The sequence below is a fragment of the Streptomyces sp. NPDC057743 genome (assembly GCF_042798755.1).
GTDB lineage: Bacteria > Actinomycetota > Actinomycetes > Streptomycetales > Streptomycetaceae > Streptomyces.
On record NZ_JBHVJX010000013.1, the window covers coordinates 43,332 to 66,870 of the forward strand.

Genomic DNA, 23,539 nt, shown 5'->3' on the forward strand with positions numbered 1-23,539 from the left:
GCGCGCCGTGGTCGAGCCAGTAACCTTGTCCGAGGCCCCAGGTCCCGTTGCCGAACTCCCACCCGCCGGTCGTAGCCGGTCCGCCCCGTGTGCGGACGGCGGGAGCGCGACGACGAGACCCGGCGCCCTGGACCGCGCCCCGTGTATCAAGAAAGGTGTTCGTCACCGTGGAAACCGCCGATCGGACCGCCCAGGCTGCAGTGATTGTTGCCATCGACGGCCCCGCAGGCACGGGCAAGTCCAGCACGTCCAAGGCCGTCGCCGGGAAGCTGGGGCTGGGCTACCTCGACACCGGCGCGCAGTACCGCGCGATCACCTGGTGGATGCTGACCAACGGCATCGACGTCAACGACCCGGTCGCGGTGGCCGACGCCTGCGCCAAGCCCGTGATCGTCTCCGGCACGGACCCGGCCGCGCCGACCATCACCGTCGACGGCGTGGACGCCGCCGGTCCGATCCGCAGTGCGGAGGTCACCTCCGCGGTCAGCGCGGTCAGCGCGGTCCCCGAGGTGCGCACCGCGATCACCGAGCTCCAGCGCTCCATCGCCGCCGGGGCGCCGCACGGCATCGTCGTCGAGGGCCGGGACATCGGCATAACGGTCCTGCCCGACGCCGACCTCAAGATCTTCCTCACCGCCTCCCCGGAGGCGCGGGCGGCCCGTCGCAACGGCGAGATCAAGGGCCAGAGCCCGCAGCTCGCCTCCGACCTGGCCGCCACCCGTGAGGCGCTGATCAAGCGGGACGCCGCGGACTCCTCCCGCAAGACCTCGCCGCTGGCCAAGGCCGACGACGCCGTCGAGGTCGACACCACCGACCTGACGCTGGATCAGGTCATCGAGTGCGTGGTCACCCTCATCGAGGGCGTCCGCGCCGAGAAGGCGGGGCGAGACATCCGGTGACCGAGGGCGGCAAGGCGCCGAGCCCCCGCGGGGCCGCGATCGGCCGGCGGATCGGCATCGGGCTGATGTACGGCCTGTGGAAGCCGCGGGTGTTGGGCAGTTGGCGGGTGCCGGCCAGCGGCCCGGTGATCCTCGCCGTCAACCACTCCCACGGCGTCGACGGCCCGATGGTGATGGGCACCGCGCCCCGACCGGTGCACTTCCTGATCAAGAAGGAAGCCTTCGTGGGCCCGTTGGACCCGTTCCTGCGGGGCATCGGGCAGCTGAAGGTCGATCGTCAGAGCGCCGACCGCAAGGCGATCACCGATGCGCTCGGGGTGCTGGCCGCCGGCGGCGTGCTGGGCATCTTCCCCGAAGGCACCCGCGGCGAGGGCGACTTCGCGTCGCTGCGCGCCGGGCTGGCGTACTTCGCGGTGCGCTCCGGCGCCCCCGTCGTCCCGGTGGCGGTGCTCGGCAGCACCGGCCGCCCCAGCCGGCTCACCCCGGCCGTGCCGCGGCTGCGCGGCCGCGTCGACGTCGTCTTCGGTGACGCCTTCGACGCGGGTGACGGCAGCGGGCGGCGCACCCGTAAGGCGCTGGACGAGGCGACCGTACGGATCCAGGAGCGGCTGACCGCTCACCTGGCACAGGCCCGGCGCCTTACCAGGCGCTGACCCACACTTGAGCAGTGGGCCCGTTCGCGAGCGGCCCACCGACCACATGGATGAACGAGGAACGGACTTCATGAACGAGCAGATCCCCACCGGCGACGAGCACGGTGCGCTTGGCGACGCCGAGTACGCGGAGTTCATGGAGCTCGCCGCGGAAGAGGGCTTCGACCTTGAGGAGGTCGAGGGCGACATCGCCGCTGCCGGCCACGGCCCGCTGCCGGTCCTCGCCGTCGTCGGCCGCCCCAACGTCGGCAAGTCGACGCTGGTGAACCGCATCATCGGCCGCCGCGAGGCGGTCGTCGAGGACCGGCCGGGCGTCACCCGCGACCGGGTCACCTACGAGGCCGACTGGAACGGCCGCCGCTTCAAGGTCGTCGACACCGGCGGCTGGGAGCAGGACGTGCTCGGCATCGACGCGTCCGTGGCGATGCAGGCCGAGTTCGCCATCGAGGCCGCCGACGCGGTGGTCTTCGTGGTGGACGCCAAGGTCGGCGCCACCGACACCGACGAGGCCGTGGTCAAGCTGCTGCGCCGCGCCGGCAAGCCGGTCGTCCTGGTCGCCAACAAGGTCGACGGCCCGTCCGGCGAGGCCGACGCGGCCATGCTATGGTCGCTGGGCCTCGGCGAGCCCCACCCGGTCTCCGCGCTGCACGGCCGCGGCACCGGCGACATGCTCGACGCCGCGCTGGACGCGCTGCCCGAGGCGCCCGCGCAGACCTTCGGTGCCGCCGTCGGCGGCCCGCGCCGGATCGCGCTGATCGGCCGCCCGAACGTCGGTAAGTCGTCGCTGCTCAACAAGGTCGCCGGCGAGGAGCGGGTGGTGGTCAACGAGATGGCCGGCACCACCCGCGACCCGGTCGACGAGCTGATCGAACTGGGCGGCAAGACCTGGAAGTTCGTGGACACCGCCGGCATCCGCCGCCGGGTGCACCTCCAGGAGGGCGCCGACTACTACGCCTCGCTGCGCACCGCGGCGGCCGTGGAGAAGGCCGAGGTCGCGGTCGTGCTGATCGACTCCGCGGAGTCCATCAGCGTCCAGGACCAGCGGATCATCACCATGGCCGTGGAAGCCGGCCGGGCCCTGGTCATCGCCTACAACAAGTGGGACACCCTCGACGAGGAGCGCCGCTTCTACCTGGAGCGGGAGATCGAGCGGGACCTCGTCCAGGTGCCGTGGGCGATGCGGGTCAACGTCTCCGCGCGCACCGGCCGCCACATGGACAAGCTGGTCCCGGCGATCGAGACCGCGCTGGCCGGCTGGGAGACCCGGATCCCCACCGGGCGGCTGAACGCCTTCCTCGGCGAGATCGTGGCCTCCCACCCGCACCCCATCCGTGGCGGCAAGCAGCCCCGGATCCTGTTCGGCACCCAGGCCGGTACCAAGCCGCCGCGCTTTGTGCTCTTCGCCTCGGGCTTCCTGGAGGCCGGCTACCGCCGCTTCGTCGAGCGCCGGCTGCGCGAGGAGTTCGGCTTCGAGGGGACGCCGATCCACATCTCGGTGCGGGTGCGCGAGAAGCGCGGCACCAACAAGGGCAAGAAGAAGTAACCAGGCGCGCGGCGGCCGCGGTTCGGCCCGGCGGCGTCAGTCAGTGACCGCCGGGCGGCCGCGGCGCCTCCCGGGGCCCCGGTGGTAGCGCCGCCGGAAGCTGGCCGCGGGTGCGGAACGGCTGCCGTCCCACCACCTCCCACTGCCCCGGCGGCGCCGTCGTACGGCGCCAGTTCCCGCCGCGCAGCGACTCCGGCACCTCCGGCTCGTCCGTGCGGTCCCCGGGCAGCGCCCGGAAGGCGCGGCGGTACTCGGCGTACAGCTCGTCGTAGATCGGCGTGCCCCCACCGCGGTCCGCGCGAAGCGGTCCCCCGTGGTCGCGGGCCGGGCGCATGCCGGGGATGGGGTGGGGGTACGGGGCGCGAGGGGCCGGGTCATATGCGTGCACGTAGGTGCCAACGACCCCACTGCCGGCGGGATGCGGCTTTCGGGGGGAAATGGCTGATCGCGGGTGCAATCCGGCCACATCGGGCGGTCCTGCTCCCGCGATCGGGCGCCGGAGCGTCAGGTTCCGGCCAGCGGCATCGCCGCGGCGACCAACAGGCCCTTGGCGGCGGCCTGTTCCAGCGCCTGGCGCATCAGGTCCTCGCGCGGCTGGTGGCCGATGGTGCCGGAGGGCGCGGCGTACATCAGTACCGTCTGCTCCTTGTTGGCCGCGGCGCGCCAGCCGTCCGAGACGGCCAGCGGCTGGTGGGCCTGCCACCAGGCGGACTGGGTGCCGTTGGTGCCCGCCTGGAGCACGGCGTGCAGCTTGCCCATGGCCAGCAGCGCGGACCAGCCCTCGATCGGGGCGGGGTGCTCGTTCACGTCCCGCACGGGGGTGAAGCCGTGCTCCAGGAGCAGCGGCAGGAAGTCGTCGTCCAGGCTGGTCGAACCGGGGCGGGCGATCGGGCCGTTGGGCTCGACCACGAGGGCGGGGTGCAGCTCTTCCTTGATCAGCACCAGACCGCAGGTGATGCCGAGGGTGGCCTGACGGTCGCTGGTGGGGATCGGGGCGGCGGGGGCTGCCGGGGCGGGCGCGGCGTCCGAGCCGGTGATGGAGCGCACGGCCCCGCGGAGCTGCTCCTCGGCCACCGGGACGACCTGCGAGGGAATGCACGTGGCATGGGCGAACGCGAGCACCGCGGTCTCCTCGCCGACGAACAGGACGGTGCTGGTCCGCTCCTGCTCGCTGTTGCCGGGGGTCCGGCAGGAGGTGCAGTCGTAGCTGCCGGGGGCGTCTTCTCCGGCCAGCAGCCGGTCGGCTTCTGCGTCGCCGATCTCGGCGCGAACGTCGTCGCTGACGTCGAGCATGCGCGGCACGGGTGGCTCCTCGATCTTCATGAGCGGCTGCCGGGTGGTCTCCCGGCTCGTACAAGGACAACGGGCGACCTCCTACAGAGTCACGCGCGGGCGCGAACAGAATCGAACCACGCGTCGCACGACGGAGAATCGGTGAAAAGTCGCCATTCGGTCGGTCACGCACCGCCAATTTCTGCGCAGAACACGGCGCAGCTGGCCGCGTTTTGTACACCGGACGGGGTGCGGTCGGGCCCCGCGAGGGCGCGGCGCGCGGGGGCCCGGCGGACCGCTGCCTACCGTCACCGGCTATGTCGGACAACTCTTCGGCGCCGCGGCGCCGCGTGGAATCCGTCGGGTTGCTCGTCGCGGCGGCCGCAACCCTGCTCCTGTGCCTGCCCGGCGTCGCGGTGGCCGACGGGGCACCGGGGGGCGGCGATGACGGCGGTGGGGACGGCGGCCGGCCGCCGTACGCCTGCGCCGACGACCAGTGGCCCTGGGGCTGCCTCGCCGAGTGCGAGAGCAGCGGCGACTGGCACATCAACACCGGCAACAGCTATTACGGGGGCCTGCAGTTCTGGCAGCCCACCTGGGAGGCGTACGGCGGCCTGAAGTACGCCCGGCGCGCCGATCTCGCCACCCGGGACGAGCAGATCGAGGTGGCCAAGCGGGTCCAGGCGGACCAGGGTTGGGGCGCCTGGCCGCAGTGCGCCCGGCGCTACGGCCTGCTCGGCGACTACGCCTACGTCGTCCAGCGTGGCGACACCCTCGCCGGGATCGCGCGCCGCCACCACGTCAGGGGCGGCTGGCGCGAGTTGTACGAGGCGAACCGGGACGCCATCGGGGAGCACCCGGACGACCTGGTGGTCGGCACCCGGCTGAAGCTGCGCTGACCTGCGCGCCGGCGCCGCCCCCGCAAGAGTTCCCGCGCTGCCATACCGATGCCCTAACTATTTCGGCACGACTTGGCCAATACCCCCAACCCCGAAGGCCACTTCGCAGTCTTACCCTTCAACAGCCGGACACCGGACGCCCGTAGGGCGGCCGTCCGGGAAGCGGGGGGACCAGGACGAGCGAGGGACCAGGGGATACGGGGACGGATGCACATCTCATTCCTGATTCACCACGCCTACGGCAGCGGGGAGACGGTGCGGGCGACCTTCAGCCTGGCGGACGCGCTCGCCGAACAGCACGACGTCGAGATCGTCTCCGTCCTGCGGCACCGCGACGCCCCGGCACTCGACCTCGGCCCCAAGGTGGCGCTCCGGCACCTGGTGGACCTCCGGGAGCACGGCCGCTCCGGCGACCGGATGGCGCCGGCGCACGCCCGGCCCGCCAAGGTGTTCCCGACCGCCGAGCCCGCCTCCCGCCAGTACAGTGAGCTCACCGACGAGCGGATCGCCCAGTACCTGCGGCGGACCGAGGCCGACGTGGTGGTCGGCACCCGGCCCGGCCTGACCGTGCACGTCGCCCGGCAGACCCGTCGGGGGCCGCTCCGGGTCGGCCAGGAACCGCTCTGTCTGGCCGCGCACAGCCGGGAGTTGCGGCTGGCGCTGCGCGGCGCCTACCCGCGGCTGGACGGGCTGGTCACCGCCACCGAGGCGGACGCCCGGGCCCATCTGCGCCGTTTGCGACTGCCCGGGGTCACCGTCAGCGCGGTGCCCCGCGCGGTCCCCGCCCCGCGACTGGCGCCGGCCGACGGCACCGGCCGGTGGGTGATGGCCGCCGGCCGGCTCACCCGCACCAAGCGCTTCGACGTGCTCGTCCGGGCGTTCGCGGCGGTGGTCGCCAGGCGCCCGGACTGGCGGCTGCGGATCTACGGCGGAGGGCCCGAGAAGCCCTCGCTGCGCGCCCTGATCGAGGAACTCGGCCTCTACAACCACGTGTTCCTCATGGGCCCGGCCGGCCCGTTGGAGAGCGAGTGGGCCAAGGGCGCGCTCGCGGTGGACTCCTCCGGCCGGGAACCGCTCGGGACGGCGCTGGCCGAGGCGATGCGCTGCGGGCTGCCGGCCATCGCCACCGACTGCCCCTACGGGCCGGGTGAGATCGTCGCGGACGGGACCACCGGCCGGGTGGTGCCGGTCGGGCACCCCGCCGCGCTGGCCGCCGCGCTGCTGGAGCTGATCGGCGACGACGCCGCCCGGACGCGGATGGGCGCCGCCGCGCTCGCCTCGGCCGCCCGCTTCGACCCGGCGGAGGTCGCCGAGCGGCACGCCGCGCTCTTCGCCGAACTGGTCGCCCGGCGCCGCGGCAGCGGGCTGCGCGGCTCCCTGCACCGCGCCCGGGGGACCCTCATCGGGGGCGCCTACGCCACCAAGTACGCCGCCGCACACGCGGCCCGCGCCGCGGTGAGAGGGGTGCGGACGGCATGAACTCCCCGACGCAGTCACCCGTGACCGGGCCCGGCGCGGCGAAGCGCCCGCGGCGTACCGCGGCGACGGGAGGAGGGGCGCCGGTGCCCGTGGACCTGAAGGCCGACTGCATCGCGGACTCCGCGGGCGGCCTTACCTTCGACCTGAACGTCCCGCAGGACACCGGGACTTCCTGGAGCGCGGCCCTGGTGCTGCGGCTGCGCGCGGCCGACCCCGGCACCGTGGGGACCGCGGCCGACGACGAGGTGCGGCTGCCGCTCGGGCCGAACGGGCCCGGCCGGCTGCGCGCCGTGCTGCCCAGCACTGTGGCGCTGGCCGAGGGCCGTTGGCACGCCTACGCCGACCTCGGCGACGGCGCCGATCCGCGCCGGCTGCTGCCCGGCGTCAACGACCTGCGGTCCCTGGTGGACCGCCGCCCGCTGGCCGGCATCGGCCGGCTCGGTGTGCGCATCCCCTACGCCACCAAGCTGGGCAACCTCGCGCTGCGCAGCTGGCTGCGCGGGCCGCACGCGGAGGCCGGCGACATCCTCGTCGCCCCTGAGGGCATCACCGTCATCGGCCGCCTGTACGGGGCGAGTCCGGCGGCCGGCGCCCAGGCCGAGGCCCGGCTCCGCCGCCCCGGTCGGGCCCCGGTCGTCGCCGTCCCGTTGATCGACGAGGGGCCGCTCTTCCGCTTCACCCTCCCGTACGGGGAGTTGGTCGCCCACTGGCGGCACGGCAGCGAGCCCTGGGATCTGTGGCTGCGCCCTGCCGAGGGCGCCCCGCCGGTCCGGATCGCCCGCCTGCTGGACGACGTCCCGGAGAAGGAGCAGGTCTTCAGCTACCCGACCCGCCCGGTCCCGGCACCGGGCGGGGAGCTCCGGATCGGCCCGTACTACACGCTCGACAACGACCTGGCCGTACGGGTCACCGGCCCGAACGACCGACCCTGACTCGTCGGACCGGCCCGAGGGTGGGCCCGTGGCACGGGAGGCGGGCCAAGTGGCCTTGCCGCTCGGTGAGTTGGCCCGGAGTGCGGGGTGACGGTCCGGGCCGTGCGGCACTACTCGGACTCTGGGCTGCTGCCGGTGGCCGGCCGTAGCGCCGGTGGGCGCCGCCGCTACGGGGCGGACGCCGTGGACCGGCTGCACGCCCGATCACACGCGCTCGTCGCGGCCCGGGACGGCGGTCCGGCCGCGCGCTGCCGTCGGGTGCGCGCGGCCGCCGTCCTGCCGGCGAGACCGATCCGGTGGCGCGCTACGCGGCCTGGCCGAGGCGTACGCGCTCGCCGGCGCGGCCCTGGTCGCCGGACGCCGTCCCGCGGCCGGGCCCCGAGCTCGACGCCCCCGAAATCGACGCTTCGTGGCTGCCCACACACCGGGCCTTTGGGCGTACCGGCTCCGCGCCGCCGAGGTGACCGATGCGTTCGCCCCGTCGAGGGGAGCCGCCCACGACGGGCTGGTCGCGGCCTTCGGCGACGCGGGGGACGGGCGACTGGACGGCGCGCGGGCCCGGCGGCGTTGGTTGTCGTTGGGCCTCTGGGGCCCGTGGGACCCGGTGGTTTGGGGACCCTCCGCGGGCCCGTGGTGCCGGAAGGTGAGCGGGAGTTGGCGGGAGGGCGGCCGGGGTGGCGGCCGGGTGCACTCGGGCGATGTGCGCGAAATGTGTGTGGAGTGTGTCTCGTTGGCCAATTCGAGGACGGCCGGAAAGGGACGTCGGGTAAGGGGGAATCCCGGGGCGATGCACGATTAATTCCGGTGGGCTGCCCGGCGTTGTCCGATACGCCGGCACACCCTTCCGCGGCCGATCAAGGGGGAATTCCGGCCGCTTTGTTTTGCGCCCGTTCGCGGTGTTGTACGGCGGGTAACGGGAAGCGTGGCCGGGTCAATCGGAGGGGCGTTCGCTGTGACAGAAGCGTGACCAATGGTCCGGCGGGAAGTCGTGGCGGGACGCGGGGGCGGGCCTTCCGCGCGCCCCCGCGGGCGCCTACGGTGGCTGGCATGGCACCCGAACCGAACCTTCCCGGCGAGACCCCCGATGTGCAGGACGACCCCGAGGCGTACGTCGGCCTCGACCAAGCGGCCGCCGAGGAGCTGGCCCGGGCCCGGGGGTGGTCCACCGTCCGGGCGGTCCCGCCGGGCGCGATGCTGACCATGGAGTACCTCGTCGGCCGGATCAACTTCGAGGTGAAGGACGGGGTGGTGGCGCGCGGCTGGCGGGGCTGACGGCCCGTCGGCGCGGCGCCTGGAACCCGGCCACCGGCAACACGACGAAGGCCCCGGTCGCTCCTGGACGGAGCGGCCGGGGCCTTCGTGCGGGCGGGGTGCGTACCGGGCCCGCGCCGCCGGGGTCAGGCGCCGTTGCGGGGGCGGCCGGGGGTCGGGCCGAACGGGACGCCGCGCGGGATGCGGTCCGCGTGCGGCGGCCGGCGGGGTCCGGTCGGGGTGACCGGGCTGCGCTCGGCGCGGGAGGTGTGCGGACGCGGCGGGTGGTGCGGCCAGCCCTCGGGGGCGTGGGCCGCGCGGCTCCCGGTGGTCGCGCCGACCGCCTCGCGCACCAGGACCTCGCCGTCCGCGGCGATCCGCTGCCGGGAGACCTCGGGCGCCAGCGCGCCGGCCGGCAGCGGGCCGCGCAGCGAGTCGGGGCGCAGTCGCAGCCACAGCCGCAGCAGGATGCCCATGAGCCGGTCCTCGACCCAGGTGATGCCGGGCTCCAGCCACGGCATCGCCAGCAGCACCAACAGGCCCGCGGCCCAGCCCAGCATGACGTCGCTGACCCAGTGCGTACCGAGGTAGACGGTGGTCATCCCGACGCCCAGCGCGCCCAGCGCGGCGATCACCGACAGGGTGCGGCGGCGCAGCGAGGTGGTGGCCAGGTAGGCCAGCACGCCCCAGGTGACCACGGCGTTGGCCGTGTGGCCGGAGGGGAATATGTCGCCGCCCTGCCACATCTCGTTGGAGCCGACCACCGTCGCGTAGTGCGGGCCGAGGCGGCCCATCCCGAGCTTGGCGGCGCCGACGGTGATGTTCAGCAGCAGCAGCGAGGCGCCGAGCACCAGCAGCGGGTGGAGGTTGCGCTGTCGCCAGCAGCGCCAGCCCAGCCACGCCGCCACCGCCAACGCCGTCGGCCCGCGCTGCCCCAGCACGACGAAGTAGTCGAGGAAGGCGTGGAACTCCGGCCACTGCTTGTACGGCCGGAAGAACATCAGCTGCCAGTCGATGGTGACCAGGGAGGTGTTGGCGAGCACCCCCGCGACGATCGCCGCATACACCGCCAGCGTGCCCCAGAGCAGCCACAGGCGGGTCCGGGTCATGCGCGGCGGTTTGACGCGATCGGTCGGGAGGTGCTCCTCCATCTGGTCGAGCTTGTCATCGGTACGCACTCAAACGACGTTACCGCGTGTGATGTATGCGCTTGGTCAAACCGTGCGCTTTGTAATGACGATGTGATGTGGAATGGGTCTCAATCCGGGCCGGCTTCCCGGGATTTCGAAGAGAATTACCCGGCAATCTGATTCCCTTCCAGCCAACCCCGGGTCGCCCGCATAGGCGCTTATCTGTTTTTCGACGGCGGAGTTTATCCGCCATTCGCACGGGTGTCGCGGCGCGTTTTCTTCGGGATGACGATTACGGAGCGGGATCTTCCGGTCACGGCGGGCCCGAGCCGTTGAGCCAGAACGCGCCGTAGAGCGCGGAGCCGACCGCCACGGCGCCGATGACCAGCCACGACCGCACGGGGCGCCACCGGGCCAGGCCGGTCGCGAGTGGCAGCAGCAGCGGGAAGGCCGGCAGCATCAGCCGCGGCTTCGACCCGAAGTAGCCCTTGGCGGTGAGCGCGATCAGCAGTACCAGCCCGCCGTAGACCGCCAGCGGCAGCGGCTGGCCCTTGCGCACCCCGTGCACGTACAGCCAGATCACCAGGGCCACGCCGATCAGCAGGCCGAGGCCGGCGGGGAACGCGGGTCCGGTCAACTGGTGCCAGACGAAGTGGCCGAAGGCGATCCCGCCGTCGAAGCCGTTGTGCCAGCCGGCCTGGACGTCCAGGTAGCCGGCGAGCGAGCCCTGTCGGGTGGCGACCCACAGGACGTAGCCGCACCAGCCGAGGGGGGCCAGCGCGACGCCGAGCAGCATCCGGCGGTGCCGGCCGCGGAGCAGGGCGCGCCATCGGGCCCCGCCGGCCCGCTCGTTGGCGACCGTCGCCGCCGCGGTGATCCACACGGCGGCGACCACCGCGGCGCCGATCGGCCGGGTCAGTCCGGCCAGCGACGCCAGGACGCCCGCCCACACCCAGCGGCCGGTGAGCACGCAGTAGACGCCCCAGGCCGCGAGCGCGGTGAACAGCGACTCCGAGTACGCCATCGACTGGACGATCCCGACCGGCAGCGCGGCCCACAGCGCGGCCAGCAGCACCCCGACCCGGGGCCCGTGCAGCCGCTCCCCGGTGGCGTACAGCGCCCAGGCCGCGGCCAGCGACGCCAGCCAGGCCACCGCCATCCCGGCGTCCGCGGCGGAGAGCGGGGTGAGCGCCGAGATGCCGCGCTCCAGCCAGGGCAGCAGCGGGAAGAACGCCAGGTTGGAATGGACGTCGCCGTTGGCGAGATGGACGGCGTAGCCGTAGCCCTGCTCGGCGACCCGGGTGTACCAGAGGGAGTCCCAGCGGGCGGTCAGCAGGGTGTGCCAGCTCTTGCCGTTCGCCGCCGACCAGACCATCAGCACGATCAGGCCCAGCAGCCGGATCGCCGCGAAGGCCGCGAGGCCGGGGACGGCGCGGCGCAGCGCCGCACGGACGGCGGGCGGGCACAGGGTCCGGCCGGGTGCGGCGGTGGAGGCGAGATCGTTCATCCGGACGATTATCCAGGTGATGCCGGGCGCACTCGATGGGGTCGGTCCGGGGCAACGTCGGGGCTGCGATGAGCGTCTCACCGTGAGGTGGGCCACGCGTGCCGTGCAGGGACTCGCGTAGTCTGACGTCTCAACTCGCCCGTGCCGCCGGTTTTGCCGGCGCGTCGTCGCGCCCTGGACCGCGGCCGCGAGCGCAGCACGGCGAGCGCATGACAGGAGGTACTGGATGTCAGGGACGACCGCGTCCGGCAGGGGGCGGACGGGTGCTGTTCCCCGGCACACAGGTGGGGGCGCGAACCGCTGGACCGTACTGACCGTGCTCTGCGTCAGTCTGCTCTTCGTCGCGCTGGACACCACCATCCTCTACGTGGCGGTGCCCTCGATCACCGAGGACCTGCGGCCAGGACCGGTCGAGCTGCTGTGGATCGTCGACGTCTATCCGTTGATGGCGGCCTCGCTGCTGATCCTCTTCGGCACGCTCGGCGACCGCGTCGGCCGCCGCCGCATCCTGCTGCTCGGCTACGGGCTCTTCGCCGCGGCCTCGGCCGTCGCCGCGCTCGCGCCCAATCCGCAGATCCTGATGGCGGCCCGGGCGCTGCTCGGCATCGGCGGCGCCATGATCATGCCGGCGACGCTGTCGATCCTGCGGCAGGTCTTCCCCGACCGTCGGGAGCGGGCGGTGGCGATCGGGGTGTGGAGCGCGGTGGCCGCGGTCGGCGCCGCGGTCGGCCCGGTGCTCGGCGGCTTCCTGGTCGAGAACTTCTGGTGGGGCTCGGTCTTCCTGATCAACATCCCGATGATGGCGGCGATGTTCCTGATAGGGCGTTGGCTGCTGCCGGAGTCCCGGGGCGAGCGCAACGGGCCCTGGGACCTGATCGGCGCGGTGGTCGCGGCGCTCGGCGTGGTGGGCATCGTCTTCGGGGTGAAGCGACTGGGCAGCGGCGCCCCGGTGTTGGGGGTGACGACGCTGCTGCCGATCCTGCTCGGCGTCGCGCTGCTGGTGGTCTTCGTCCGTCGGCAGCACCGCCGCGCGCACCCGCTGATCGACATGCGGCTGTTCGCCCGCCCGGCGTTCGGCACCTCCATCGGCTGCATCGTGCTGGCCATGCTCGCCCTCGTCGGGTTGCAGCTGATCGCGGTCCAGTACCTCCAACTCGTGCTGGGGCTGAGCCCGCTGGCGACCGGGCTGCGGATGCTGCCGCTGGTGTTCTCCGCGATGGCCGCCGGCCTCACCGGCTCCAGGCTGCTCCAGGCGCTCGGCCCGCGGGCGATGGTCGCGGGCGGCTTCACACTGACCGCGATCGCGGTGCTGACGCTGACCGCGATGGGCAGTCAGGACCGCTTCTGGCAGCTCTCGCTCGGCTTCGTGCTGCTCGGATTCGGCTTCCAGGCCACGCTGTTCGGGGCGTACGAGTCGATGCTGAGCGAGGCGCCGGCCGCGCAGTCGGGCGGTGCGGCGGCCCTCGGCGAGACCGCCTACCAGCTCGGCGCCGGGATCGGTGTGGCGCTGCTCGGCAGCGTGATGAACGCCGCCTACGCGCCGGGGCTGCACCACGTCTCCGGGGTCTCCAAGGCGGCCTCCCGGTCGGCCGCGCACTCGCTCGGCGAGGCGTACAAGGTCGCCGGCGGGCTGGGGGAACAGGCCAGGGCGGCGCTCCGGTTGGCCGCCCGCGACTCCTTCGTGCACGGCCTGCGGGTCACCCTGGTCGCCAGTGCGGTGCTGCTGTTGGTGGGTGCCGGGATCGCACTGCGCCTGCCGCGCCGGGCCGCGGAGTCCGCCGACCGGGCCGCCGAGGAGGGCGCCATGGTGGTGCCCGAGGAGTGCGCGGCGTCCGCCGAGTGCGAGGGGGCGCGGGCCCCGGCGGGCTCCGGCCGTTGAGCGACACCGGGGCCGGTCCGATCCGTCGGGCCGGCCCCGCGTCGTCTCCGGGCCGGCGCCGCGGCGGTGACCCTTGCCCGCGCGGTGTCGGGACCGTACCGTCGGACCCGCGTAACTATCACTGCTAGTTTTTCGCGCGAGCGCTGACCCCGCCGGAGGCCGCCATGTCCGCAACGCCGTCCCAGCTTCCGCCGTTCGACCCCGACGACCCCCTGGGCCTGGACGACCTGCTCACCGACGAGGACCGCGCGGTGCGCGCCACCGTCCGCCAGTGGGCCGCCGACCGCGTCCTGCCGCACATCGCCGACTGGTACGAGCGCGGCGAACTCCCCGGCATCCGCGAACTCGCCCGCGAACTGGGCGGGATCGGCGCCCTGGGAATGTCCCTGACCGGCTACGGCTGTGCCGGCGCCTCGCACGTCCAGTACGGGCTCGCCTGCCTGGAGTTGGAGGCCGCCGACTCCGGCATCCGCTCGCTGGTCTCCGTGCAGGGGTCGCTCGCCATGTACGCGATCTGGCGGTTCGGCTCCGAGGAGCTCAAGCAGCAGTGGCTGCCGCGGATGGCCGCCGGCGAGGTCATCGGCTGCTTCGGGCTGACCGAGCCGGACCACGGCTCCGACCCGGCGGGGATGCGCACCCACGCCAAACGGGACGGCACCGACTGGGTGTTGACCGGGCGCAAGATGTGGATCACCAACGGGTCGGTGGCCGGCGTCGCGGTGGTCTGGGCCCGGACCGACGACGGCATCCGCGGCTTCGTCGTCCCCACCGACAGCCCCGGCTTCGCCGCCCCCGAGATCAAGCACAAGTGGTCGCTGCGCGCCTCGGTCACCAGCGAACTGGTCCTGGACGAGGTGCGGTTGCCCGCCGAGGCGATGCTGCCGGACGCCAAGGGGCTGGGCGCGCCGCTGCGGTGCCTGGGTGAGGCCCGCTACGGGATCGTCTGGGGCGCGATGGGGGCCGCCCGCACCTGCTTCGCGGCGGCGCTCGACTACGCGCGCACCCGCGAGCAGTTCGGCCGACCCATCGGCGGCTTCCAGCTCACCCAGGCCAAACTGGCCGACATGGCGCTGGAGCTCCACAAGGGGGTGCTGCTCGCGCACCACTTGGGGCAGCGGTGCGACGCCCGGGTCCTGCGGCCGGAACAGATCAGCTTCGGCAAGCTCAACAACGTCCGCGAGGCGATCGAGATCTGCCGCACCGCGCGGACGATCCTCGGCGCCAACGGGATCTCGCTGGAGTACCCCGTCATGCGGCACGCCACCAACCTGGAATCGGTGCTCACCTACGAGGGCACCGCGGAGATGCACCAACTGGTGCTGGGCAAGGCCCTGACCGGACTCGACGCCTTCCGGTGAGGCGCTCGACCCCGCGTCGACCGCCGCGCCGGTCGGGCCCCTCGGGCCCCGCCGGGGCGGACGGCCGGGGTCGGCTCAACTCTGGTTGAAGAAGCCGCCGTTGCGGTGCGCGCGGGCCTCGCCCGTGACCACCTTGTAGTCGGCGGGGGTCAGCAGGAACACCCGGGTGGCGACCCGCTCGATGGAGCCGCGCAGACCGAAGGTCAGGCCGGCCGCGAAGTCCACCACCCGCTTGGCGTCGGCCGACTCCATGGCCGTGAGGTTGACGATCACGGGCACGCCGTCCCGGAAGAGTTCGCCGATGCCGCGGGCGTCCCGGAACGAGTCCGGGGAGATCGTGGCGATGCGGGTGCCCTGGTCCTGGGCGGCCTCGTCGGCGACCCGGACCCGGGGGTCGGTCACCCAGGGGTTGCCGCCCGAGTCGGCGGACTCGGGTCCCTCGGCGTAGTCATCGTCGTAGTAGCGCTCGTCATCGTTGTCGTCGACGAGGCCAAGCCAGGCGCTCGCCTTGCGTACCGATCCCATTGACGCCTCCTCTCACCCGCGGCGTGTGCGTTCCGTTCGCCCTATCGTCGTCCATGAGGGCGAGGGTGTGCCAAGCGGATAGCCGCCGCACGGGGGGTTCGTGACATATCTGGTGCAAAGAGGGTGGTGCGCCGTCAGGTCGCGTGCCCTGGCGGTGAACTGACAGTACGAAGGGCATCACGGTAGGTGCACCGACTCGGTGATGTCGACAAGTTGACGCGGCGGATCGGATTCGACTTGTGAGTACGTTCGGCATGGGGACCAGGGCATATGTCCGTGGTCTTGGTAGTGGCACGTCGGATAGCCCGATCATCGGGTGCCGGCCTCTTGGAGCGTCGTTGACACGGGAGCAGAAACCGTCAGTGGGCGCCACGACGGCCGTCGACGCCCATCGGGGTTTGCGGGCCGTCAGGACAGCGTCGCCGATGCCGTGCGCCACGGGCTGACCCGGGTCGACGCCCTCCGGGGCATCCGGTAGGCCGCGGGCCGCGGGACTTGCCGCGCGGCGCGGGCGCCGAGGTGCGGCAACTCGCCGACGCCCTCGACCAGGTGCAGACGGTCGCCTACGAGCTGGCCACCGAGCAGGCCGTGTTGCGCCGCAACGCCACCGAGTCGCTGGTCAACCTCGACCGCCGCAACCAGAACCCGGTTCGCCGGCGGATCAGCTTCATGAACAAGCTGCAGCGCGAGGACGCCGTCGGGCCTCGTGGGGCGGAGGGACACGGGGCCGACGCTCTCCGGGTGGAGTTCGTCGGCCCCGTGCCCCTTTGTGCGGCGGCGCGGGGCGCCGCCCACCCGGATCAGTGCTTCTCCGGCGGGCTGATCCGGGAGGTCGTCAGGGCCGAGGGGGTGGTGCCCCATTTCTTGAGGATGCGGGCGTAAGTGCCGTCCTTCATCAGATGGTTGACCGCGGCTTGGAAGGCGGGCGCCAGCGGGGTGCCCTTCGTGAAGGCGAAGCCGACGTCCAGGCGCTTGAACTCGTTGAGGAAGCGCAGGCCCGGCTGTTGTCTGACGGCGTAGCGGAGCCCGTTGATGGTGCTCATCACCACGTCGCTGCGGCCCTGTTGGAGCGAGAGCCACAAGGCGCCCTGCTCGGCGTAGGTCTTGACGTCGTAGGGGCGCTTGCCGGCCTCGGCGCACTTCGGCTTGTTCTGTTCCAGCGTCGTCTCGAAGGTGGTGCCGGCGCCGGTGGCCACGGTCAGCCCGCAGAGCTGGGTCAGCGAGGTGATCTTCGACAGCGGGCTGTCCCCGCGGACCGCGAAGCCCTGGCCGTCGTTGATGTAGGTGACGAAGTCGAGGGTCTTGCGGCGGTCGTCGGTGACGCCGAAGTTGCCGGTGCCCACGTCGTACTTGCCGCTGTCCAGCGCCGGCAGGATCGCCTCGAAGCTGGCCACCTCCCGGGTGAGCCTGAGGCCGAGGACCTTGCCGACCGCGTTCGCCACGTCGATGTCCTGGCCGACCACCGTCGTGCCGTCGGGCAGGTAGGTGGAGCTGGGTGGGGTGCCGACGCTGGCGGCGAGGGTGAGGGTGCCGCGGGCGCGGACGGCGGCGGGCAACAGCGCGGCGGCCGCCGGGTCCTTGTGCTCGCCGGAGACCACGTCCGCGGTGGGCACCGCGACGTGCGCGGCGGCCGGTCCGGCGTCCCGGGCGCCGGTGACCGCCCGGCCGTAGGTGCAGCCGGTGACCGTCAGGGCCGTGGTGACCAGGAGCGCGGCGGTGCGCAGCGCGGTGGCGGACAGGCGGGTGGCGGTCATGGGCGCGGGATCTCCAGGTGTTTCTCGAACGGCAGCGGGCCGATCGACTCCGGGTCGGCGGTCAGGTCGAACAACGGGCGGTAACGCGCCGCGAGGTAGAGGTTCTTGGCCTCGGGCTGGCGGGGGCCGGTGGTGAGGTAGAGCCGGGTGTAGCCGCGGCCGGCGGCGTGCTCCTCCAGGGCGGTCAGGACGCGTCGGGCCAGGCCGCGGCGGCGGTGCGCGGAGTGCGTCCAGATGCGCTTGAGCTCGGCGGTGTGGGCGTCGTAGCGGCGGTAGGCGCCGCCGGCGACCGGGTTGCCGTCCTCCAGGAGCAGCAGGAACGCGCCGCCGGGTGGGCCGAACTCCTCCGGCGGGTACTCCCGGTCCAGGTCGACGGGGTGGTCGTAGCGGGTGCTGTATTCGTGGGTCAGCTCGGCCAGGAGCGGCTGGGCGAGCGGGTCGGTGACGGTGGTGTGGCGGATCGTCAGACGGGCCGCACGGGGCGGCCGGGGCGCGGCGGTCATCGGGGGCGTCTCCGTGGCCAGTGGCGGCGCTCGACGGGGCGGGCGCGCCGGATGCAGGTAGGAGAGAACGAGGGTAGGGCGAGGGGAGGGGGTGCGCCGGACGGCGGCGCGAGTGTGTGAAGCGGTGCGAAGGCGCGCGGCGGGGGAGAGGTCAAGAAACCGCGAAGGGGGCCCGGCGGATCGGCAACGGGCCGCGGGGGCAGGGGGTCAGCTCAACAGGAAGACGACCACACGCGACCGAAGTCGATGTGGTCACGGGTGACCAGCCGCTGCCATGGATGCATGGGGCTAAGTGGAACAGGCATCCGTTTCCGCGTCAACCGTGACGTGATCCATCGCTCACAGTCCGAGACGGCCCGCCCAAGGCCCTTGACAACCGGCCGTGTTCACCCCATAGCCTCAGGTGCCGGTCGTGCTGAGGGGCGCGGCCCGCGGTTTCTTGTGTGAAGTCTCTTCCCGTGTGAAGGCGCTCGGCTCCCGTGCTCGATCGACGCGTCCACGGAGCCTTCGCATGCCTTCCGACACCCTCGACGCCCCCGCCGTGTCCGCGGCGCCGCCGGGCGAACCACCCCCCGCCGCCTGGCACATCGTGCCGCGCCGCCGCACCGGGCAGTGGACGGCCGCCGTCGTGCTGCTCGCCCTGCTGGCGCTGGCCCTCTTCTCCGTCGCCCGCAACCCCGCCTTCCAGTGGGACGTGGTCGCCGACTACTTCCTGACCTCCGCCGTGCTGCGCGGCCTGGTGCTGACGCTCTGGCTGACCGTCGTGGTGATGGTGCTGGGCTTCGCCCTCGGCACCCTGCTCGCGGTGTTGCGACTGTCCGCCAACCCCGTGCTGCGCGGCGTCGGTTGGGGCTACGTCTGGCTGTTCCGGTCGACGCCGATCCTGGTGCAGCTGCTGTTCTGGTTCAACGTCGGGGCGCTCTACCCGGTCGTCCTCGGCGTCAAGACCGTCGATCTGCTCTCGCCGGTCGCCGTCGCGGTCATCGGGCTCACCCTGCACGAGGCCGCCTACGCCGCGGAGGTGGTCCGCGGCGGCATCCTCTCCGTCGACCGGGGGCAGTGGGAGGCCGCGCAGGCGCTGGGTTTGGGCGCCTGGCGGCGGCTGCGCCGGATCGTGCTGCCGCAGGCGATGCGGTCGATCGTGCCGCCGGCCGGGAACATGCTGATCGGTACCCTCAAGGGCACCTCCATCGTCAGCGTGATCGCCGTCAACGACCTGCTGTACTCGGTGCAGTTGGTATACCACCGCACTTACCAGGTCATCCCGCTGCTGCTGGTGGCGACGCTCTGGTACGTCCTGGTCACCTCGGTCCTCAACGTCGGCCAGTTCTACGTCGAGCGGCACTACGCCCGCGGGACGGCGGGTGCCCGATGAGCGCGAGCGCACCGGGCCACGACCGGCCGTCCGTGGTGATCGTGGGCGCCGGGCCGCGGGGCACCGGGGTGCTGGAGCGGATCGCCGCCAACGCCCCCGAGCTGTACGGCGATGCGCCCCTCGACGTGCACCTGGTCGATCCGCACCCGCCCGGCGGCGGCCGGATCTGGCGCCGGGAGCAGTCCCCGCTGCTGTGGATGAACTCCATGGCCGAGGACGTCACCATGTTCACCGACGAGACCGTGGAGCTGGCCGGTCCGGTGCGGCCGGGGCCCTCGCTCGCGCAGTGGTCCCGCGCCGTACGGGACGGCGAGATCGCCGCCTCGCCGGACCTCGCCGACGACCTGGCGGCGCTCGGCCCGCGGGACTTCGCCGGCCGGCGGTTGCAGAGCGGCTACCTGCGCTGGGTCTACGAGCAGGCGGTGGCCGCGCTGCCGCCCCGGGTCGCGGTGCACGAGCACCGGCGGGCCGCGCTGCGCGTCACCGGCCCCCGCGACGGGCGCCAACAGGTCTGGCTGGCCGGCCGCCCCGACCCGCTCCCGGCCGATCTGGTGGTGCTCACCCTGGGTCATCTGGAAGCCCAACTCACGGCTGAGCAGCGGAAGTTGAAGGATTTCGCGGATCGGAACGGGCTGCGGTACCTGCCGCCGGCGTTCACCGCCGACAGCGACCTCGACGCGCTGCGGCCCGGCGAGCCGGTGCTGGTGCGCGGCTTCGGGCTGGCCTTCGTCGACCTGATGGTGCTGCTGACCGAGGGGCGCGGCGGGACGTATTCCACCGGCGCCGACGGGGAGTTGACCTACCACCCCTCGGGGCGCGAGCCGGTGCTGCACGTCGGGTCCCGTAGGGGCGTGCCCTACCACTCCAAGATCGGATACGGGCCGTCCGGCGACCTGCCGCCGTTGCCGCGGTTCTTCGGCCCGGCCGAGGTCGATGCGCTGCTCGCCCGCCCCGACGGGTTCGACTTCCAGCGGGACGTCTGGCCGCTGATCGAGAAGGAGTTGGGGTTCGCCCACTACCACCGGCTGTTCACCGCGCACGCCGAGCGCACCCTGATGGCCTGGTCGGACTTCGAGGAGAAGTACGCCGTCGCCGAGCCCGGCAGCGCCGCCCTCCAGGCCCTGGTGTCGGCCGCCGTCCCCGACCCGGCCGACCGGCTGGACCTGGCGGCGCTGGACCGCCCGTTGGACGGCATCCGCCACCCCGACGCCGACGCCCTCCAGGCCGGGCTGCGCGCCCATATCGAGGCCGATCTGGCGCGCCGCCACGACCCGGCGCACAGCCCCGACCTGGCGGTCTTCCTCGCCCTGCTGTCCGTCTACGGCCAGTTGCCGCGGCTGGGCGACCACGGGCCGTGGTGGCACGGCTTCTTCAGCTTCCTCGCCTCCGGGCCGCCAGGCCCCCGGCTGCGGCAACTGCTGGCGCTCTCCCGGGCCGGCGTGGTGCGCTTCCTCGGCGCCGACCTCACCGTCACCGCCGACGAGCAGCGCGGAGTGTTCCGCGCCGGGTCCGCCACCGTGCCGGGCCACTGGACGCGGGCCCGCGCGCTGGTCGAGGCGCGGCTGCCGGAGCCGACCGTGGCCGGCACCCGGGACGGCCTGCTGCGCGCGCTGGGCGCCGACGGCGCCCGGTCAACCGCCGGCGGTCTGCTGGCCGTTGACCCCGCCGACGGCCGGGTGCTGGACCGGTCCGGCCGCCCGCACCCCCGCCGCTTCGCGCTCGGCCCGCACACCGACGCCCGCGCCGGCGGGGCCTTCACCCGCCCCCGCACCAACGCGCCCGCCTTCCGGCAGAACGACGCGAGCGCGCGGGCCCTGCTCACCTTCCTCCGCGACCGCACCGCCCCACCGGTCCCGGTCCCCGCACCCACCCCGAGGACTACCGATGCCGCTGACCAGTGAACCCACCGTCACCGAGGCCGCGCCGGCCGGCGAACCGGTACCGCGGCGCGCCGGGCCACCAGGCGCGGACGATCCGACGACCCTGAAGGTCGTGCCGGTGCGCCACCCCTGGCGCTGGGTGGGGGTGGCGGTGACCGCCGTGCTGCTCGCCCAGTTCGCGCACGGCCTGATCACCAACCCGGCCTGGCAATGGGGGGTGTTCGCCCGGTTCTTCGCCAACGCGACGATCCTCAAGGCGGTCTGGGTCACCCTCCAACTGACCGTCTACGGCACCGCCCTCGGCTTCGCCCTCGGTCTGGTGCTGGCGCTGATGCGGCTGTCGGCCAGCCCGTTCCTGCGCTGGGTGGCGTTCGGCTACATCTGGGCCTTCCGCTCCATCCCGCTCATCGTCCAACTGCTGTTCTGGTTCAACCTCGCCTACCTCTACAAGCGGCTGGACTTCGGCATCCCGTTCGGCCCCGGCTTCTTCCACCTCGACACCATGGGGCTGGTCGGCGCGATGGGCGCGGCGGTGCTCGGCCTCGCGCTGCACCAGGCCGCGTACGCCGCCGAGATCGTCCGGGCCGGCGTCACGTCCGTGGACGGCGGGCAGTTGGAGGCGGCCGCCGCGCTCGGCATCCCGCGGCTGCGCCGACTGCGCCGGATCGTGCTGCCGCAGGCGATGCGCTCGATCCTGCCGAACGCCAGCAACGAGGTGATCTCCCTCTTCAAGGGCACCTCGATCGTCTCCGTGATGGCGATCGGCGAACTCTTCTACCAGGTCCAGGTCATCTACGGACGGAACGGCCAGGTGGTGCCCCTGCTGATGGTCGCCACCGCCTGGTACATCCTCCTCACCACCGTGCTCTCCGTCCTCCAGCACTACGTCGAACGCCACTACGCCAAGGGGGCCGCGCGATGAACGCGATGGTCGAAATCCGTTCCGTCCACAAGAGCTTCGGGTCCACCGAGGTGTTGCGCGGCATCGACCTCACGGTCGCGGCCGGGGAGGTGACGGTGGTGCTCGGGCCGTCCGGTTCGGGCAAGTCCACGCTGCTGCGCACCATCAACCACCTGGAGAAGGTCGACGGCGGCTGGATCAGCGTGGACGGGGCGCTGGTGGGATACCGCAGGTCCGGGGAGCGGTTGTACGAGCTGCGCGAGCGGGAGATCCTCAAGCAGCGCACCGGCATCGGCTTCGTCTTCCAGAACTTCAACCTCTTCCCGCACCTGACGGTGTTGGAGAACCTCGTCGAGGCCCCGATCGCGGTGCAGCGCCGCCCGCGCAAGGAGACCGAGGCCGCCGCACGCCGGCTGCTGGCCCGGGTCGGGCTGGCGGAGAAGGCCGACGCCTATCCCAAGCAGCTCTCCGGCGGCCAGCAGCAGCGGGTCGCCATCGCCCGGGCGCTGGCCCTGGAACCCAAGCTGCTGCTCTTCGACGAGCCGACCTCGGCCCTCGACCCCGAGCTGGTCGGCGAAGTCCTGGACGTCATCCGGGACTTGGCGCACCAGGGCACCACCATGGTCGTCGTCACCCATGAGATGGGCTTCGCCCGGGAGGTCGCCGACACCGTCGTCTTCATGGACGGCGGGCGGATCGTCGAGCAGGGCCCGCCCGACCAGGTGCTCGACCACCCGCGCCACGAGCGCACCCGGGCCTTCCTCTCCAAGGTTCTTTGACCGTGCCCGCACCACGACGTGCCCTGCTTCGAAGGAGCCCCCCTGTGATCCGCCGCACGCTCGCCGCCGTCCTCGCCCTCGCCGTCGGCTCCGCCCTGCTCACCGCCTGTGGCGCCGGCGACGCGGCGGACGCGACGGTCGGCACCGCGGGCGGCGGCCCCAAGCTCAACATCGGCCCCGACCAGCACCGCGTCCGCGGCACCAAGGACCCCAAGAGCGCTGCGCTGGTGCCCGCCCGGGTCCGGGGCACCGGCACTCTGCGGATCGGCGTGGACGCCGGCGGCATCCCCCCGCTCAGCTTCTACGCCACCGACGACAAGACCCTGATCGGCGTCGAGGAGGACCTCGCCACGCTGGTCGCCGACACCCTCGGCCTGGCCCCCCGCTTCGAGCCGCTGTCCTGGGAGAACCTCTTCGTCGGCCTGGACAGCGGCAAGTTGGACGCGGTCTTCAGCAACGTCACGGTCACCGAGGAGCGCAAGGACAAGTACGACTTCGCCACCTACCGGCTGGACCAGTTGGCCATGGAGACGAAGAAGGGCAGCGGGTTGCGGGTCCGCGGCGCCGCGGACGTGGCGGGCAAGTCGATCGCGGTCAGCTCCGGCACCAACCAGGAGAAGATCCTCCTCGACTGGAGCAGAGAGGACGAGAAGGCCGGCCGCAAGCCGGTGGACATCAAGTACTTCCAGAAGCCCACCGACGTCTACCTCGCGCTCCAATCGGGCCGGATCGACGGCTACTTCGGCCCCAACCCGACCGCCGCGTACCACGTCGCCACCGCCGGTCAGACCGAGATCGCCGGCACCTTCTCCGGCGGCGGCGCCCACCTCAAGGGCGAGATCGCTGCCACCACCCACAAGGGCAGCGGCCTGGCCGCGGCGTACGCCGCGGCCCTCAACAAGGTCATCGACGACGGCCGTTACGCCAAGGTGCTGGCTCGCTGGGGACTGTCCGGCGAGGCCGTGCCGCACTCCCGGATCAACCCGCCCGGCCTGCCCCGGACCGCCAACTGACCCGCCG

22 protein-coding genes and 1 pseudogene are annotated in these 23,539 nt (G+C 73.1%); 16 read left to right on the top strand and 7 right to left on the bottom strand.

What is annotated here, in order from left to right; genetic code table 11:
* Nucleotides 1-155 precede the first annotated feature (155 nt).
* From cmk to der, 3 genes are all read left to right on the top strand, one after another.
* A complete protein-coding gene (gene cmk / locus ACFVFQ_RS16825) occupies nt 156-899 on the top strand; it encodes a (d)CMP kinase (protein ID WP_383415764.1) in 744 nt (247 codons plus the stop codon).
* Nucleotides 896-1,552: a lysophospholipid acyltransferase family protein gene (locus ACFVFQ_RS16830; RefSeq protein WP_383415767.1), complete on the top strand. Its 657-nt coding sequence runs from the start codon at nt 896-898 to the stop codon at nt 1,550-1,552. The genes cmk and ACFVFQ_RS16830 overlap by 4 nt, the downstream gene beginning before the upstream one ends.
* A gap of 70 nt (nt 1,553-1,622) precedes the next feature.
* The gene (gene der / locus ACFVFQ_RS16835; RefSeq protein ID WP_383415770.1) at nt 1,623-3,095 is read left to right on the top strand and encodes a ribosome biogenesis GTPase Der; all 1,473 of its coding nucleotides are present in this window, start codon (nt 1,623-1,625) and stop codon (nt 3,093-3,095) included.
* Nucleotides 3,096-3,135: 40 nt separating this feature from the next.
* Here der and ACFVFQ_RS16840 read toward each other — a convergent pair whose 3' ends face one another.
* Both ACFVFQ_RS16840 and ACFVFQ_RS16845 read right to left on the bottom strand, forming a co-directional pair.
* Nucleotides 3,136-3,429, bottom strand: a complete 294-nt coding sequence (locus ACFVFQ_RS16840) for a hypothetical protein (protein WP_383415773.1) — start codon at nt 3,427-3,429, stop codon at nt 3,136-3,138.
* A 170-nt stretch (nt 3,430-3,599) separates the two neighbouring features.
* Nucleotides 3,600-4,397: a hypothetical protein gene (locus tag ACFVFQ_RS16845; RefSeq protein ID WP_383415776.1), complete on the bottom strand. Its 798-nt coding sequence runs from the start codon at nt 4,395-4,397 to the stop codon at nt 3,600-3,602.
* A gap of 287 nt (nt 4,398-4,684) precedes the next feature.
* Between ACFVFQ_RS16845 and ACFVFQ_RS16850 the strand changes: the two genes are divergently transcribed.
* The 5 genes and pseudogenes from ACFVFQ_RS16850 to ACFVFQ_RS16870 all read left to right on the top strand — a co-directional run bounded on the left by ACFVFQ_RS16850 (nt 4,685) and on the right by ACFVFQ_RS16870 (nt 8,949).
* Nucleotides 4,685-5,266, top strand: a complete 582-nt coding sequence (locus ACFVFQ_RS16850; RefSeq protein ID WP_383415779.1) for a transglycosylase family protein — start codon at nt 4,685-4,687, stop codon at nt 5,264-5,266.
* 207 nt (nt 5,267-5,473) lie between these two features.
* On the top strand, nt 5,474-6,745 hold the full coding sequence (locus ACFVFQ_RS16855; RefSeq protein ID WP_383415782.1) for a glycosyltransferase: 1,272 nt from the start codon (nt 5,474-5,476) through the stop codon (nt 6,743-6,745).
* An 83-nt stretch (nt 6,746-6,828) separates the two neighbouring features.
* Nucleotides 6,829-7,677 carry a hypothetical protein gene (locus ACFVFQ_RS16860; RefSeq protein ID WP_383415785.1) on the top strand — a complete coding sequence of 283 codons (849 nt, stop codon included), beginning with the start codon at nt 6,829-6,831 and terminating at the stop codon, nt 7,675-7,677.
* 87 nt (nt 7,678-7,764) lie between these two features.
* Nucleotides 7,765-7,866: pseudogene (locus ACFVFQ_RS16865) on the top strand (MerR family DNA-binding transcriptional regulator); the annotation flags it as partial.
* Between the two features lie 858 nt (nt 7,867-8,724).
* Complete coding sequence (locus ACFVFQ_RS16870; protein ID WP_383416281.1) at nt 8,725-8,949, top strand: I78 family peptidase inhibitor; 225 nt, start codon at nt 8,725-8,727, stop codon at nt 8,947-8,949.
* A gap of 125 nt (nt 8,950-9,074) precedes the next feature.
* On the opposite strand, the gene ACFVFQ_RS16875 is transcribed toward ACFVFQ_RS16870, so the two are convergent.
* Nucleotides 9,075-10,106, bottom strand: coding sequence for a phosphatase PAP2 family protein (locus tag ACFVFQ_RS16875; protein WP_383415788.1), 1,032 nt, complete (start codon nt 10,104-10,106; stop codon nt 9,075-9,077).
* Between the two features lie 265 nt (nt 10,107-10,371).
* Nucleotides 10,372-11,565 carry a hypothetical protein gene (locus ACFVFQ_RS16880; protein WP_383415791.1) on the bottom strand — a complete coding sequence of 398 codons (1,194 nt, stop codon included), beginning with the start codon at nt 11,563-11,565 and terminating at the stop codon, nt 10,372-10,374.
* 226 nt (nt 11,566-11,791) lie between these two features.
* Here ACFVFQ_RS16880 and ACFVFQ_RS16885 point away from each other — a divergent pair, with 226 nt between their 5' ends.
* Both ACFVFQ_RS16885 and ACFVFQ_RS16890 read left to right on the top strand, forming a co-directional pair.
* Nucleotides 11,792-13,444 (top strand): MFS transporter, encoded by a 1,653-nt coding sequence (locus tag ACFVFQ_RS16885; protein WP_383415794.1) that lies wholly within the window; start codon nt 11,792-11,794, stop codon nt 13,442-13,444.
* A 164-nt stretch (nt 13,445-13,608) separates the two neighbouring features.
* Entirely contained in the window at nt 13,609-14,802 is a 1,194-nt protein-coding gene (locus tag ACFVFQ_RS16890; protein WP_383415797.1) for an acyl-CoA dehydrogenase family protein, read from the top strand.
* A gap of 75 nt (nt 14,803-14,877) precedes the next feature.
* On the opposite strand, the gene ACFVFQ_RS16895 is transcribed toward ACFVFQ_RS16890, so the two are convergent.
* Nucleotides 14,878-15,327: a cell division protein SepF gene (locus ACFVFQ_RS16895; protein ID WP_383415800.1), complete on the bottom strand. Its 450-nt coding sequence runs from the start codon at nt 15,325-15,327 to the stop codon at nt 14,878-14,880.
* 495 nt (nt 15,328-15,822) lie between these two features.
* Here ACFVFQ_RS16895 and ACFVFQ_RS16900 point away from each other — a divergent pair, with 495 nt between their 5' ends.
* On the top strand, nt 15,823-16,209 hold the full coding sequence (locus ACFVFQ_RS16900; RefSeq protein WP_383415803.1) for a hypothetical protein: 387 nt from the start codon (nt 15,823-15,825) through the stop codon (nt 16,207-16,209).
* On the opposite strand, the gene ACFVFQ_RS16905 is transcribed toward ACFVFQ_RS16900, so the two are convergent.
* Nucleotides 16,128-17,081 carry an ABC transporter substrate-binding protein gene (locus ACFVFQ_RS16905; RefSeq protein WP_383415806.1) on the bottom strand — a complete coding sequence of 318 codons (954 nt, stop codon included), beginning with the start codon at nt 17,079-17,081 and terminating at the stop codon, nt 16,128-16,130. The two genes, ACFVFQ_RS16900 and ACFVFQ_RS16905, sit on opposite strands and share 82 nt — an antisense overlap.
* Nucleotides 17,078-17,584, bottom strand: a complete 507-nt coding sequence (locus ACFVFQ_RS16910) for a GNAT family N-acetyltransferase (protein ID WP_383415808.1) — start codon at nt 17,582-17,584, stop codon at nt 17,078-17,080. The genes ACFVFQ_RS16905 and ACFVFQ_RS16910 overlap by 4 nt, the downstream gene beginning before the upstream one ends.
* A 511-nt stretch (nt 17,585-18,095) precedes the next feature.
* Here ACFVFQ_RS16910 and ACFVFQ_RS16915 point away from each other — a divergent pair.
* From ACFVFQ_RS16915 to ACFVFQ_RS16935, 5 genes are read left to right on the top strand one after another with little or no spacing between them, the layout of a single operon-like run.
* Nucleotides 18,096-18,959, top strand: a complete 864-nt coding sequence (locus ACFVFQ_RS16915) for an amino acid ABC transporter permease (protein WP_383415811.1) — start codon at nt 18,096-18,098, stop codon at nt 18,957-18,959.
* Nucleotides 18,956-20,860 (top strand): FAD/NAD(P)-binding protein, encoded by a 1,905-nt coding sequence (locus tag ACFVFQ_RS16920; protein ID WP_383415814.1) that lies wholly within the window; start codon nt 18,956-18,958, stop codon nt 20,858-20,860. The genes ACFVFQ_RS16915 and ACFVFQ_RS16920 overlap by 4 nt, the downstream gene beginning before the upstream one ends.
* Nucleotides 20,844-21,761 carry an amino acid ABC transporter permease gene (locus ACFVFQ_RS16925; RefSeq protein ID WP_383415817.1) on the top strand — a complete coding sequence of 306 codons (918 nt, stop codon included), beginning with the start codon at nt 20,844-20,846 and terminating at the stop codon, nt 21,759-21,761. The genes ACFVFQ_RS16920 and ACFVFQ_RS16925 overlap by 17 nt, the downstream gene beginning before the upstream one ends.
* Nucleotides 21,758-22,519, top strand: a complete 762-nt coding sequence (locus tag ACFVFQ_RS16930) for an amino acid ABC transporter ATP-binding protein (protein WP_383415822.1) — start codon at nt 21,758-21,760, stop codon at nt 22,517-22,519. Before ACFVFQ_RS16925 ends, ACFVFQ_RS16930 begins: the two co-directional genes overlap by 4 nt.
* A 44-nt stretch (nt 22,520-22,563) precedes the next feature.
* Nucleotides 22,564-23,532 (top strand): ABC transporter substrate-binding protein, encoded by a 969-nt coding sequence (locus tag ACFVFQ_RS16935; protein WP_383415825.1) that lies wholly within the window; start codon nt 22,564-22,566, stop codon nt 23,530-23,532.
* Nucleotides 23,533-23,539 lie beyond the last annotated feature (7 nt).